A 13,671-nucleotide genomic window follows, 5' to 3' on the forward strand; every position below is an offset into this window, starting at 1 on the left:
TGCCTGCCATGGATGCTGTCTGGGTGCCGTTGCTGCTGTCGCTGAAGGTTGCGGGCTGGGCCACCGCGCTCAATGCCGTGCTCGGCGTGGCCGCCGCCTATGCGCTGGCGCGCTGGCGCTCCCCCGCGCGCGACGTGGTTGACGCGGTACTGACCCTGCCGCTGGTGCTGCCGCCGACGGTGCTCGGCTACTACCTGCTGGTGCTGGTGGGCCGGCGCGGCGTGTTTGGGGAATGGCTAGGCAAGCTCGGCATCGAACTGGTATTCACCTGGCAGGGCGCGGTGCTGGCGTCGACCATCGTCGCCTTTCCGCTGGTGCTGAAATCGGCGCGCGCGGCGTTTGAAGGCGTCGACCACCAGCTCGAAAACGCCGCACGCGTGCTCGGCGTGCCGGAAGCGGCCATCTTCTTCCGCGTGACGCTGCCACTTGCCGCGCGCGGCATCATTGCCGGCGTGCTGCTGGCGTTTGCGCGTGCGCTGGGCGAGTTCGGCGCCACGCTGATGGTCGCCGGCAACCTGCCGGGCCGCACGCAGACGCTCTCGGTCGCGATCTACGAAGCGGTACAGGCCGGGGATGACAACACCGCCAACCTGCTGGTGCTGGTTACCTCGGTCACCTGCATCCTGATCCTGGTCGTGGCGGGACGGCTGGTGCCGGCCGCGGCGCGCAATCCGGCCGAAATCTATGAACGCGGACGCGTGCGGCGCGCGCGTTCGGCACAGTGAGGCTGCCATGGGCATGCAAGTCAGTATCCGCAAGCGCATGGTGTCGGCCGACCGGCATTTCGCGCTCGACATCGCCTTCGATTCGGCCAGCCGCCGCATCGCGCTGTTCGGCCCGTCCGGCGCCGGAAAGAGCCTGACACTGCGCGCCATTGCCGGACTGCTGATGCCGGATTCCGGCCGCATCGTCCTGAATGGCCGCACGCTGTTCGACGCCGAGGCCGGCATCAACGTGCGCCCGCAAGAGCGCCGCGTCGCCTACCTGTTCCAGGAATATGCGCTGTTCCCGCACCTGACCGTGGGGCAGAACATCGCGTTCGGCCTGTCGAAGAGCTGGCGCAATCCGCGCCGCGGCGCCACGCATCCGGAGAGCGATCGCTGGATCGAGGCCTTCGGCCTGCGCGAGATCGTCGGCAACTATCCCGCCGAGATCTCCGGCGGGCAGAAGCAGCGCGTGGCACTGGCGCGCGCGCTGGTGGCCAAGCCCGATATCGTGCTGCTCGACGAACCGTTCTCGGCACTCGACCCCGCGCTGCGCCAGCGCATGCGCCAGGAACTGCGCGCCTTGCAGGCCAGTCTCGACGTGCCGATGGTGGTCATCTCGCACGACCCGGCCGACGTTGAAGCGCTCGGCGAACACGTGCTGGAGATCCGCGAAGGCCGCATCTACGGCAGCGGCACCGCGCGCCAGCATCCGCCCGTCTACGCCCCGCTGCGCGCCGGCGTGGTCTGAGCCGCGCGCAGCAGATCGACATAGGCGCCCTCCAGCAGGGCGCCTGCTCCCACTCCCAACTGGTCCAGCAAGCCGTGCGCCTCCGCTACGCCAGCGGCGACGCTCTCGTCATCGGCCAGCACCACCTCCAGCTCTAGGAACTCGCCGAGTCCTTCCACGCGGTCCAGGTGGACACGCGTGCGGCCCACCAGGTACAGCGTGCGCATCTTGCGCACGCGCCCCGCTTCGCCGTGTGCGGCAGCCAGTGCCGCACGCAGCGTATCGGGCGATGCCGTGGGCGACAGGATGTAGAAGCTTTCCTTGGGGCCGGGCTGGTCCGGGCGCGCATAGAAGATCAGCTCGCCGCGATCGGCACTGAACGCCCTGAGCTTGAGCCGGCCGTTGGGGCACGGGAAGAAGGTGTCGTCCTGCTCAATCTGCTCCGGGCCGCTGCTTGCCAGCGCCGCAACACGCGATTCGATGGCGCCGATGCTTTCCAGACGCGCCTTGATTTCGACATTCCTTGCCATGGGTACCTCTGCCTTGATGTGCGTGTTCAGCCCAGCAGCAGCTTCGCTGCGATGACCCACATGGTGACGCCGATCACCGCGTCCAGCACCTGCCAGGCGCGCGGCCGCGCAAATACCGGCCGCAGCAGCGCGGCGCCATAGCCCAGCGCGAAGAAGAACAGGAACGAGGCCGACATCGCGCCTGCGGCGAACTGCGTCTCGCGGCCATGGAACTGCGTGGAGACCGATCCGATCAGCATCACCGTGTCGAGGTACACATGCGGATTGAGCCAGGTGAACGCCAGGCAGACGCCGAGCGTTCCCAGCAGCGGCCGGGGCTCGGCATGGCTCGGATCGAGCACCGCCGACGAGCGCAGCGCGGCCAGGAAGCTGCGCGCGCCATACCAGATGAGGAACGCTGCGCCGCCATAGCGCATGGCCGCCGCAAGCCACGGAAGCTGGCGGATCATGACCGCAAAGCCCGACACGCCCGCCAGGATCAACAGCGCATCGGACAATGCGCAGACCAGGCAGACCCAGAACACATGCTCGCGGCGCAGTCCCTGCCGCAGCACGAAGGCATTCTGGGAACCGATCGCAAGGATCAGCGACAAGCTAAGGGAAAAACCGGCCAGCGTGGCGTCCATGTCCGGGGATGTCGGGGCTTGCGTCGAAGCCCGACATTATGGACGACGCGCCGCGCGCAGCGCACGCGTGCCTGTCTATCCAACCACGCCAAGGATCACGGCCGATGCCTTGAAGATCGCCAGTGCGCGAACGCCTTCGGCCAGGCCGAGCGCCTGCACGCTTTCATTGGTGACGATGGCCGCCACGCTGCCGCCGCCATCGAGATCCAGCACGATCTCCGCATTGACGGCGCCGGGCACGACCCGCGACACCACGCCCGGAAGCTGGTTGCGCGCGGACAGGCGCAGGCCCGGTTCCGCCAGGCCGACGATCACCGACGATGCCTTGATCAGCGCAAACGCCTCGACGCCTGGTTTCAGATCAAGCGTCTCGACGCTTTCATGCGTGATGGTCGACACGATGGTCTGGCCGCCCGGCAAGGCCAGCACCACCTCGTCGTTGACTGCGCCGCCACGGACGCTGTCGACCTTGCCAAAAAGCTTGTTGCGCGCACTGGTACGGATCATGAAACGCCTCATTACATTAAGGTCTTCGGCCGCGCTGTCGCCCAGGCGGCCCAGGTGGGCGACGAAGCGCCGGTGTTCTTCCTCAAGCGCCCGATAAGTGCGGATCAGCTGCTCGGCGCGTTCGGTGAGGCGCGTGCCGCCGCCGCCCTTGCCGCCCGCGGCGCGCACGACAAGCGGTTCGCCGGCGCTGTTGTTCATGGCGTCGATGGCGTCCCACGCAGCCTTGTAGCTGATGCCCACGGCACGGGCCGCTGCCGTGATCGATCCGTGCTCGCCGATGGCGGCCAGCAGCGCGATGCGGTCCTTGCCGCCCCAGTCGTGTGAGCCGGAGCGGAACCAGATGGCTCCCTGGAGTTCAAGCATGGCGGAGTTGCGCCACCGTGCAAAGGCGGCGCTTCAGAGTCGGAATGCGGCTATGGTAATCGCTTTGCAGCGTCAGCCGGCGCATCGTGTTCCTGATGCACGGGGATGTACCAGTGCATGCGCCCGCCGGCAAAGACGTGCCGGTCCAACTGCCGCAGCAGGCTCCACGCCGTGAACCGGTCGACCGCGAGATCGACCCAGGCCCACGGGCGCTCGGGATCGCCCTCGCGGATGATCTCCACGGAGTTGACCGCCACATGCTGCGCGAGCAGGTCGCGCAGCATCGCTTCGGTGGCGTTGCGGCGCAGGCCGCGAATCAGTATCTGCATGGCACAGGCATCGCCTTGATGCTCGGTGACGTGCCGCGCTACGCGCTGTGGCCACCGCCGCTGCGCTTGCCGCGTACCGGTTTGCTTGCCTGTGGACGCGCGGCCCGCGAGCGTTCGCTGCCAGTCTTGGCCGCCGGAGCCACCGGCAACACGGCAGGCTGCGCCCCGCCGTGCGCGTGGTCGGTGCCGAGCACGTCGGCCACCTCGCGGTAGTGCACCAGGCGCTCGCCCTCCAGCGGCGCGCTGACGGTCAGCACACGATGCGCGGCCATCATCAGCCTGCGGCGCTCTTCCTGTTCCGGCACCATCCGCGGCAGCGCATGCAGCGCGCGCTGGCGGTCAAGCTGCACGATGAAGGTCTGCTGCCGCACGAGCGACTTGAACTCGGCCAGTGTCAGGCCGCCACGCCCCTCGGGCTGCTCGCGCGCTATCTCGCGCAGCAGGTTGAACGGGCGTTCCTCGATCGCCGCATGGGCGTCAGCCACATAGGCCAGGACGCGCACGAAGGCTTCGCGCATGCCGCCCTGCGCGATGGCCGCCTCGGCATCGCGCAGGCGCAGCTGCGCCAGCTCCTTGCGCAGTTGCACCGTCACAGGCGACTCCAGATTGACCGGCGCCTGCGCCGTCAAGCCCACCAGCGCCGCCATCATCGGCGACTGGTACATCGCTTCGAATACCTGCTCGTACCAGGCATCGCGCATATCGCGGTACTGGTCCAGCGCAGCGGTGATCTGCGCCGAGACCGCACGCTCCATCATCAGCAACGGATTGTCCTGCGCGACGGGATGGCGGTGCTCGCGCACCATCGGCGCCAGCGCGCCGATCCACGCCATCCACGGATTGGCGTCGGTGGTCACCGAGCGCTCCAGCCGCGACGGATGGAGCGCGCGCGCGGCCTCCGCGGTGAATTCGTTCGATGTCGCGCGCACCATCGGCGACGCGAAGGCGTCATAGAGGTGCTGGTTGACTTCGGAGATGCGGCGCACCACCTCGAACGCGCGCTCGTCCTCGCGGCCATCGTCGAGCGCGAGGATGTCGGCGATCTTGCGGCGCTCGAAGCGCACCAGGTAGCGCCCTTCGATCAGGTTGCGGTGCGGCGTGCCGGGCGCGATGTCCTCGATCTTGGCCTCGTACAGTCCCGGCGGCAGCACGTCGATCAGGTCCAGCGCGCAGAACAGTTCGCTATGCTCGCGGTTGGCCACGCCCGCCGACACGAAGATGCCCAGGTGCCCCACGGTCGGATGCAGGCAGTAGACGATGACCTGGTCATTGGCGACCAGCTCTTCGTCCGTCGCGTACAAGTCCGGAATCCAGTTCAGTGCCTGTTGCGGCGGCGTGATGTTGTCCCCCCACGACGCGAACACGATCACCGGCGAGCGGATATTGCGCAGGTCCACCACGGTCTTGCCATCGGCGCTGCGCACCTGCCCGGCGGTCAGGCGGTTGCCGACGAACAGGTTCTGCACGATCCAGTCGATCTCTTCCCGGTTCATCAGGAAGTGGCCGCCCCACCAGCGCTCGAATTCCAGGAAGCGCGGACCTTCGGTATCGGCCTTGGCGTAGACGTTGTAGAGCTTGCTCCAGAGCGTGTTGGAAGGATTGAGCTGCTCGAAATTCTGCACGAGCCAGGCGCCGTCGAAGCGGCCATTGCCCATGTCCGCCGTCAGCGAGGCCAGCCACGACCCGCCCAGCAGGCCGCCGCTGTAGCGCATCGGGTTGGTCCCCCGCACGCCGGACCAGTACGCCAGCGGCGCCCCCGCCACCAGCAGCGGGCCGACCGCATCCGGCGCCACGGCCGCGAGGATCATCAGCGCCCAGCCAGCCTGGCAATTGCCGATGATGAAGGGCTTGCCCGGTGTATCGGGATGGTGTTCGTTGATGATCTGGAGGAAGCCCGCTTCGGCGCGGGCGACGGCCTCGATGGTCTGGCCCGGGCACGGATCGCGGAAGAACGTGATGAAGTAGCACGGATGCCCGGTGCGCAGCGCGATGCCGATTTCGCTGTCGGCCTTGAAGCCGCCGATGCCGGGGCCGTGTCCGGCGCGCGGGTCGATCACGACGAAGGGGCGCTTGGTCGGGTCGGTCGGCATGCTGGCCGGCGGGATGATGCGCAGCAGCGCGTAGTTGACCGGCTGGGGCAGCGTGCGCGCGTCGGCGAGCATCTCATGCTCGAACACGAGCACCGGCGGCATGCCTTCGCGTTCGTGCTCGCAAGACTCATTGCCGCGCTGGCGCAGGATGTCCATGAGCAGGACCGAGCGCTGCCAGGCATCCACGCCGTATTCGAGCGCGGCCCAGGGCCACGCGGCGAATGGAGCGAAGGCGCCGAACTGCGCCAGTGCGCCGGTGGTTTCAGGCTGGCCGGGCTTGTCGTTGGACAGGCTGACGGATTCGCTAGCTGACATTCCACTTCCCTCTGTTGGCATCGGGTCAGGCGCGTCATTGTGTGCCGAAGCCGCCCCTTGAACGAAGCGGAAGTGACGCGTTGTGCTTTGCAGCAAAAACAAGCGTACCAGTGGGCTGTTCCAATGGCAACCGCGCCATGTGGGCGAGCGCCTGGCATCTGCGGCGCACGCAAAGCGCAGTTTTCGCGTCATTGGGACGCGTGAATCGTGGTCTATACTGGGCCCGATGCGCCTTGCGCAGCGCAACATGTTGCGCCGAACGAGCCAAGCCAAACGGAACTGCTATGTCTCGCCACACAGTCATGCATCGGCCCGGCTCGCGGTCGGGGCCGTGCGCAACGGCGATGCCGAGCTACCGATGAAGGGCAGCCTGCACACCACCGACGAGGCTTGCGCATGCGCGCCGCAGCGCCGAGGCTGCCGTCAGCGTCTGAGCCGCCCCCGAACCCTTTGCGGAGTGCATCGAGCGTGAGTACCCATCATCCTGTCATCCTCGTCGTCAATGCCGGCTCGTCGAGCGTCAAGGTATCGGTCTATACCGTGCCCGAAGCCGCGCACGAAAATGCCGATATCAACCCTGTGCCGAGCGCGCACGGACAGATCGAGGGCATCGGCGTCGCGCCGCGTTTGCACGCCAGCATGGCCGATGGCCATGTCGTCGCCGACGAGTCCTTTCCGGTGTCGCAGGTTGCCGATCATGATGCTGCGTTCCGCCTGGTGCGGTTGGTGCTGAGCATCGGCCTGCGCGATAACCCGCCGGTGGCCGTCGGCCATCGCGTGGTGCACGGCGGCAGCGACTTCTCGCAGGCGGTGTGCATTGACGATGATGTGATTGCGCGGCTTGAAGCGTTGATCCCGCTGGCGCCGCTGCACCAGCCGCACAACCTCACCGCCGTCCGCGCCGTGCGCAAGGCCGCGCCGGACCTGCTGCAGGTAGCGTGCTTCGACACGGCCTTCCATGCCGGCCATGACATGCTTGCGCAGGTGATGGCGCTGCCTTACTCCTACTACGAACGCGGCATCCGGCGTTATGGTTTTCACGGCTTGTCCTATGAATACATCGCACGGCGCCTGACCCAGGTGGCGCCGGACCTGGCCGAGGCACGCGTGATCGTTGCGCACCTCGGCAATGGCGCGAGCCTGTGCGCCATGCGTCGCGGGCGCAGTGTGGACAGCACGATGGGACTGACCGCGCTGGATGGCATGCCGATGGGCACGCGCTGCGGCTCGATCGATCCGGGTGTGGTGCTGTGGCTTGCGCAGCAGGGCATGACCGCCGATGCGATCCAGTCGATGCTGTATGGGGAATCGGGGCTCAAAGGGTTGTCTGGCGTCAGCAGCGACATGCGCGTCCTGCTGACCAGCGACGAGCCGCGCGCGCGGATGGCGGTGGACTTTTACGCGCTGCGCGCCGCGCAGGAAATCGGCAAGCTCGCGGTTACGCTGGGAGGGATGGATGCGCTGGTGTTCACGGCTGGGATTGGCGCCAATTCTCCTGCGGTGCGGGCGCGCATCTGCGCGCATCTGGAAACGCTGTTCGGCGTAAGTCTAGATTCGACGGCCAATGAGGAGAACGGGCAGCGGATCAGCAGCAATGGCAGCCGGGTGCCGGTATTGGTGCTGCCGACCGATGAAGAAGGAATTGTCGCGTTGAGTACGGCGAGGATGATGAGGAAGTGTCAGCGGTGACTCGGCTGCGCTGCGCGCGGCTCAGTAGCAACCTATGAGGCGGGGTTGCGCGCACGGCGGTGCATGCAAGCCCGACTCCCGCTCACGCAAGGTAATACCGCCTGAGGCCTTCTACATCGACCTCCAGGCCGTCGGAGAGATATCTCGCCATGTTGCCGTAGGCGCCTTCAATCGCCTGCATGGAGGCATCCAGGTAACTGGCACGTACCTCCAGCAGCGGCATCATGACCTCCGGCCGGATGCCAAGACCCGTCATGCGTTCGAGCGCCTGCGTATTGAACGCGGCATTCCGCTGGTTGGATTCAAGGTAGTTGGCAAGAATGTCGTCCTGCCCAACGCCAAGCGCCGAAAGCAACAGCAGCGAAGCAAACCCCGTGCGGTCCTTGCCCGCGGTGCAGTGATACAGCAGCGTCTTGCCGGCCTGCGCGTTGCGCATGAATTCGCGGAAGACATCGCGGTACAGCACCGGGAAATCACGATAGACCCCCAGCATGAATGCATCCACGTCCTCCGGCGTGCTGTCACGCAGGCGCGGCATCAGCACATCCATCGCCATGCTGCCTTCAAGCACCGGCATCGCGATCCAGTTGAAGCGCTGGCCGAACGAGGCTTCGTCCGCCGACTTCTCGCCCGGCGAGCGGAAGTCCACCACCATGTCGAGTCCCAATCCCTGCAGCCGCTCGATATCGGCACCGCAGGCAAGCGCCGGGTTGCCGCTGCGGTACAAGCGGCCATGCCGTACACGGCGCCCGCCAGCGCCGGCAAGACCGCCCAGGTCGCGCGCATTGCTGACGGTCTCAAGTTGCAGTCCGCTTTCCCATTGGTTGATCATCCGTTGTCCTTATTCTGTCTTCCATGGCGCAACCTGTTCGCGCCGGGCGCCGGGCGCCGGGCGATACGATCACGTCAGGCCACCGCCGATAGGCCCAATTATTTCAGATCACTCCGGCGCATGCATCACCTGCCGCCTTCCCGCATTGCGCCGAACCGCTGGCCATGCCGCTTTCGGCGCCGGGCTGGCACAATACGCGCCATGAAAAGTCTCTGGTCCGCCTTTGTCAAACTGCTGGTGCTAGCCATCGTCGGCGGCGCGCTGCTCGCCACCGTTGCCGTGCTGGTGGCCAACCGGCAGCTACCGTCGCTCGATGCGCTGACCGCGTTCCGCAGCACGTCCGACTACGTTCCGCTGCGCGAATTTCCGCGCGACCTGACGGTCGCGGTCGTCGCCATCGAGGACGAGCGCTTCTACCTGCATGACGGCATCGACTACGTGGGCGTGATCCGCGCCGGCGTGGCCAATCTCTCTGACGAACTGTCGCAGGGCGCGTCGACCATCACCATGCAGGTGGCGCGCAACTTCTTCCTGTCGCGCCAGAAGACCTATACGCGCAAGCTCTACGAGGTGCTGCTGTCGTACCGGATCGAGCATGCGATGAGCAAGGACGAGATTCTTGAGCTGTACATGAACAAGATCTACCTCGGGCAGGGTGCGTATGGATTTGCCGATGCGGCGCGGACCTACTTCGGCAAGCCGATCGGAAAGCTGACGCTGGCGGAATGCGCGATGCTCGCCGGCCTGCCCAAAGCACCGTCTGCCAACAATCCGGTGGTCAATCCGCGGCGCGCACGGCAGCGGCAGGCGTATATCCTGCATCGGATGCTGGAGCTGGGGAAGATTTCGCGCGGCGAATATGACGGCGCGCTGCTGGAGCCGATGCGCTTGAAATAGCGCTTCGCCTCAGGGATGTCGTAGTGCAATGGCGGGCGTGGGCGCGCGATGCCGCGGCGCCCGCCAGAAGACCTTATTCGACCATCGCGCGATGCCGCCCCATCGCCTCCCGCACAATCTCAAGCAGGCCGGCGCCGGCATCGGCATCGACATGCCCCAGCAAAGCCCTGCGCATCCGCGGCTCCCAGAACCGCTTGATGTGACCGGCGATATCCGCAAGCGCCTCTTCACGATCGGGCATCGCTTCGAAAAAGCTGCCAATCTGGTTGGCCATCGTAATCAGGTTATCGATCTTCATGCCAGGCTCGCTTCGTGTTGCAGGCGTTGGGGATGGGTGTAGACCACGTGGCCGCTGGCGCGGACAAAGCCGGCCAGCGTGACGTTGGCCTGTTCGGCCAGCCGCACGGCCAGCGCGGTCGGCGCGGATACGGCGGCCAGTACGCCGGCGCCAAGTGACGCAGCCTTGAGCACCATTTCATAGCTCGCGCGACTGGTCACGAGCACCGCACCCGTGGCGATCTCTTCGCCACTGCGCGCCAGCGCGCCGGCGAGTTTATCCAGCGCGTTGTGGCGGCCCACGTCCTCCCGCACCATCGCGACATGGCCATCGGCGCGCAGCCACGCCGCCGCATGCGTCGCGCCGGTTTCGCGCTGCAGCGCCTGCCTCAACTGAAGCTGCACGAACGCGGCCTGGATCACCTCGGTATGGAAGCTCGCATCGCTCTTCACGGGAGCCGGCATGCGCATCACCTGCTCCAGCGATTCGGTTCCGCACAGGCCGCAGCCCGTGCGGCCCGCGAGCGAGCGGCGCCGTTCCTTCAAACCCATGAACGCTTCCGATGCAATCTCCAGCCGGACCGCAATGCCATGCTCGCGCGTTTCGACCTCGATGTCGTACACGTCGCGCGGACTGGAGACAATGCCTTCGCTCAGGCTGAAGCCGAGCGCAAAGTCTTCCAGGTCCGCCGGCGTGGCAAGCATCACCGCATGCGAGATGCCGTTGTACTCCAGCGCAACGGGCACCTCTTCGGCCAGCTCGTCCGGGCTCAGCGCGTGTTCACCGTTGCGCCAGCGGCTTACGGCAAAGGTGCTGTGCGTGGCCGGCTCACCGTCGGTTTGCTGCGCCGGTTCGAGTTCCGGCGCGTTCAGGCAGCGCATCATGGTGCGGTCCTCCTGTCAGCCTACCGCGGCCGGATCGGCACTGGCGGCTTCAAGCAGCTGCAATTGCTGCGCGTTGAACGCGTGGTACTCCTTCTGCCACGCGGACGGCTGCGCCACGGGCATTACCTGTACCGCCGTCACCTTGTACTCGGGGCAGTTGGTGGCCCAGTCGGAGTTGTCGGTGGTGATGACGTTGGCACCGGATTCCGGGAAGTGGAAGGTCGTGTAGACCACGCCCGGCTGCATGCGCTCGCTGACAATCGCGCGCAGCACGGTCTCCCCTGCCCGGCTTTGCACGCCGACCCAGTCGCCGTCCTTGACGCCGCGTTCCTCGGCATCGTGCGGATGGATCTCGAGGCGGTCCTCGTCATGCCAGTGGACGTTCTCGGTGCGCCGCGTCTGCGCGCCCACGTTGTACTGCGACAGGATGCGGCCCGTGGTCAGGATCAGCGGGAATGCGCGCGTGATCTTCTCCGTGGTCGGCACGTACTTGGTGATGATGAACTTGCCCTTGCCGCGCACGAACTGGTCGATGTGCATGGTCGGCGTGCCTTCCGGCGCGTCCGCGTTGCACGGCCACTGGATGCTGCCGAGCTCGTCCAGCCGCTTGTAGCTGACGCCGGAGAACGTCGGCGTCAGGCGCGCGATCTCGTCCATGATTTCCGACGGATTCTTGTAGTCCATCGGATAGCCGAGCGCGTTGGCCAGCAGGATGGTCGCTTCCCAGTCGGCATAGCCGGCCTTCGGCGGCATCACCTTGCGCACGCGCGAGATGCGGCGTTCCGCGTTGGTGAAGGTGCCATCCTTCTCCAGGAACGACGAGCCCGGCAGGAACACGTGCGCGTACTTGGCGGTCTCGTTCAGGAAGATGTCCTGCACCACGATGCATTCCATCGCCGACAGTGCTGCCGCGACGTGCTGCGTGTTCGGGTCGGACTGCACGATGTCCTCGCCCTGGCAGTACATGCCCATGAAGCTGCCGCCGAGCGCGGCTTCGAACATGTTCGGGATGCGCAGGCCCGGCTCGGGGCTGATCTGGACATTCCACGCCGATTCGAACAGGCCGCGCACGGTCGAGTCCGACACGTGGCGATAGCCCGGCAGTTCATGCGGGAACGAGCCCATGTCGCACGAGCCCTGCACGTTGTTCTGGCCGCGCAGCGGATTCACGCCCACGCCTTCGCGGCCGACGTTGCCGGTGGCCATGGCGAGGTTGGCGATGCCCATCACCGTGGTGGAGCCCTGCGCATGTTCGGTAACGCCCAGGCCGTAGAAGATGGCCGCATTGCCGCCCGTTGCATACAGACGCGCGGCGCCGCGCAGCATGTCGGCCGGGACGCCGGTCACGCCCTCCATGGCTTCGGGCGAGTTCTCGGGCAGCGAGACGAAATCGCGCCATTGCTGGAACGCACGGTCCTCGCAACGCTCGGCGATATAGGCGTCAGCCAGCAGGCCTTCGGTCACGATCACGTGCGCCAGCGACGTCACCAGCGCGACGTTCGTACCCGGACGCAGTTGCAGGTGGTAATCGGCGCGGATATGCGGCGAATCGACCAGGTCGATCTTGCGCGGATCGACCACGATCAGCTTGGCGCCGGCACGCAGGCGCTTCTTCATGCGCGACGCGAACACCGGGTGGCCATCGGTCGGGTTGGCGCCGATCACCATGATCACGTCGGACTTCTCGACCGACTTGAAGGTCTGCGTGCCGGCCGACTCGCCCAGCGTCTGCTTCAGGCCATAGCCGGTCGGCGAGTGGCAGACCCGGGCGCAGGTATCGACGTTGTTGTTGCCGAACGCGGCGCGCACCAGCTTCTGAACCAGATAGCCCTCTTCGTTGGTGCAGCGCGACGAGACGATGCCGCCGATCGAATCCTTGCCGTGCTTGGCCTGGATGCGCTTGAACTCGGAAGCCGCGTAGCCGATGGCCTCTTCCCACGACACTTCGCGCCACGGATCGGTGATCTTCGCGCGGATCATCGGCTTGAGGATGCGGTCCTGGTGCGTGGCGTAGCCCCAGGCAAAGCGGCCCTTGACACAGGCGTGGCCTTCATTGGCCTTGCCGTCCTTGTACGGCACCATGCGCACCACCTCGTTGCCCTTCATCTCGGCCTTGAACGAGCAGCCCACGCCGCAGTAGGCGCAGGTGGTGACGACGCTGCGCGGCGCCTGGCCCAGCTTGATGACGGAGGTCTCGGTCAGCGTCGCGGTCGGGCAGGCCTGCACGCAGGCGCCGCACGACACGCAGTCCGATTCCATGAACGACTGGCTGGTGCCCGGCGACACGCGGGATTCGAACCCGCGGCCCGAGATCGTCAGCGCGAACGTGCCCTGCGTTTCTTCGCAGGCGCGCACGCAGCGGTTGCAGACGATGCACTTGGACGGATCGTAGGTGAAGTAAGGATTGGATTCGTCCTTCTTCATCTCGGTGTGCGTGGCGATGGGGCCGCCGTCGTTGTAGCGCACCTCGCGCAGGCCCACTTCGCCGGCCATGTCCTGCAGTTCGCAGTTGCCGTTGGTCGGGCAGGTCAGGCAGTCCAGCGGGTGATCGGAGATATACAGCTCCATCACGCCGCGGCGCAGGTCGGACAGCTTGTCGCTCTGCGTCTTCACCTTCATGCCGGCTTCCACCGGGGTGGTGCACGAGGCCGGATAGCCGCGGCGCCCTTCGATCTCCACCAGGCACAGGCGGCACGAGCCAAAGGACTTCAGGCTGTCGGTGGCGCACAGCTTGGGCACGCTGACCTGCGCCTCCATCGCGGCGCGCATCACCGACGTGCCGGCCGGCACGGTGACGCTGACGCCGTCGACCTCGAGGGTGACCATCTCGGTCGATTCGCTGGCGGGGGTGCCGAAGTCGATCACATCGCGGCAATCCATGGTTGTCTCCCGTTGTTC

Annotated in this window: 13 protein-coding genes; 4 read left to right on the top strand and 9 right to left on the bottom strand. The window is 66.4% G+C overall.

The window, feature by feature from the left end:
* Window positions 1-8 precede the first annotated feature (8 nt).
* Window positions 9-725, top strand: a complete 717-nt coding sequence (gene modB / locus AC3FKG_RS16705; RefSeq protein WP_483710601.1) for a molybdate ABC transporter permease subunit — start codon at window positions 9-11, stop codon at window positions 723-725.
* A 7-nt stretch (window positions 726-732) separates the two neighbouring features.
* Window positions 733-1,455: an ATP-binding cassette domain-containing protein gene (locus tag AC3FKG_RS16710; protein ID WP_488743595.1), complete on the top strand. Its 723-nt coding sequence runs from the start codon at window positions 733-735 to the stop codon at window positions 1,453-1,455.
* On the opposite strand, the gene AC3FKG_RS16715 is transcribed toward AC3FKG_RS16710, so the two are convergent.
* From AC3FKG_RS16715 to AC3FKG_RS16735, 5 genes are all read right to left on the bottom strand, one after another.
* Complete coding sequence (locus AC3FKG_RS16715; RefSeq protein WP_488743596.1) at window positions 1,425-1,964, bottom strand: class IV adenylate cyclase; 540 nt, start codon at window positions 1,962-1,964, stop codon at window positions 1,425-1,427. The two genes, AC3FKG_RS16710 and AC3FKG_RS16715, sit on opposite strands and share 31 nt — an antisense overlap.
* Window positions 1,965-1,990: 26 nt before the next feature.
* Complete coding sequence (locus AC3FKG_RS16720; protein ID WP_488743597.1) at window positions 1,991-2,590, bottom strand: LysE/ArgO family amino acid transporter; 600 nt, start codon at window positions 2,588-2,590, stop codon at window positions 1,991-1,993.
* Window positions 2,591-2,665: 75 nt separating this feature from the next.
* Window positions 2,666-3,460: a TOBE domain-containing protein gene (locus AC3FKG_RS16725; protein ID WP_483710597.1), complete on the bottom strand. Its 795-nt coding sequence runs from the start codon at window positions 3,458-3,460 to the stop codon at window positions 2,666-2,668.
* 50 nt (window positions 3,461-3,510) lie between these two features.
* On the bottom strand, window positions 3,511-3,789 hold the full coding sequence (locus AC3FKG_RS16730; protein WP_488743598.1) for an RNA-binding protein: 279 nt from the start codon (window positions 3,787-3,789) through the stop codon (window positions 3,511-3,513).
* Between the two features lie 38 nt (window positions 3,790-3,827).
* The gene (locus AC3FKG_RS16735) at window positions 3,828-6,194 is read right to left on the bottom strand and encodes a DUF3141 domain-containing protein (protein ID WP_488743599.1); all 2,367 of its coding nucleotides are present in this window, start codon (window positions 6,192-6,194) and stop codon (window positions 3,828-3,830) included.
* Window positions 6,195-6,662: 468 nt separating this feature from the next.
* Between AC3FKG_RS16735 and AC3FKG_RS16740 the strand changes: the two genes are divergently transcribed.
* Window positions 6,663-7,883: an acetate/propionate family kinase gene (locus AC3FKG_RS16740; protein WP_488743600.1), complete on the top strand. Its 1,221-nt coding sequence runs from the start codon at window positions 6,663-6,665 to the stop codon at window positions 7,881-7,883.
* 82 nt (window positions 7,884-7,965) lie between these two features.
* Here AC3FKG_RS16740 and AC3FKG_RS16745 read toward each other — a convergent pair whose 3' ends face one another.
* Window positions 7,966-8,715: a tyrosine-protein phosphatase gene (locus AC3FKG_RS16745; protein WP_488743601.1), complete on the bottom strand. Its 750-nt coding sequence runs from the start codon at window positions 8,713-8,715 to the stop codon at window positions 7,966-7,968.
* Between the two features lie 201 nt (window positions 8,716-8,916).
* On the opposite strand from AC3FKG_RS16745, the gene AC3FKG_RS16750 reads away from it, so the two are divergent.
* Entirely contained in the window at window positions 8,917-9,612 is a 696-nt protein-coding gene (locus tag AC3FKG_RS16750) for a transglycosylase domain-containing protein (protein WP_483710592.1), read from the top strand.
* 73 nt (window positions 9,613-9,685) lie between these two features.
* On the opposite strand, the gene AC3FKG_RS16755 is transcribed toward AC3FKG_RS16750, so the two are convergent.
* The 3 genes from AC3FKG_RS16755 to fdhF are packed head-to-tail and all read right to left on the bottom strand — an operon-like array spanning window position 9,686 to window position 13,653.
* The gene (locus AC3FKG_RS16755; protein ID WP_483710591.1) at window positions 9,686-9,910 is read right to left on the bottom strand and encodes a formate dehydrogenase subunit delta; all 225 of its coding nucleotides are present in this window, start codon (window positions 9,908-9,910) and stop codon (window positions 9,686-9,688) included.
* Window positions 9,907-10,773 (bottom strand): formate dehydrogenase accessory sulfurtransferase FdhD, encoded by an 867-nt coding sequence (gene fdhD, locus AC3FKG_RS16760; RefSeq protein WP_488743602.1) that lies wholly within the window; start codon window positions 10,771-10,773, stop codon window positions 9,907-9,909. Before fdhD ends, AC3FKG_RS16755 begins: the two co-directional genes overlap by 4 nt.
* 15 nt (window positions 10,774-10,788) lie before the next feature.
* Window positions 10,789-13,653: a formate dehydrogenase subunit alpha gene (fdhF, locus tag AC3FKG_RS16765; protein ID WP_488743603.1), complete on the bottom strand. Its 2,865-nt coding sequence runs from the start codon at window positions 13,651-13,653 to the stop codon at window positions 10,789-10,791.
* Window positions 13,654-13,671: the final 18 nt, after the last annotated feature.

The organism is Cupriavidus sp. 22TCCZM04-2 (assembly GCF_057798895.1).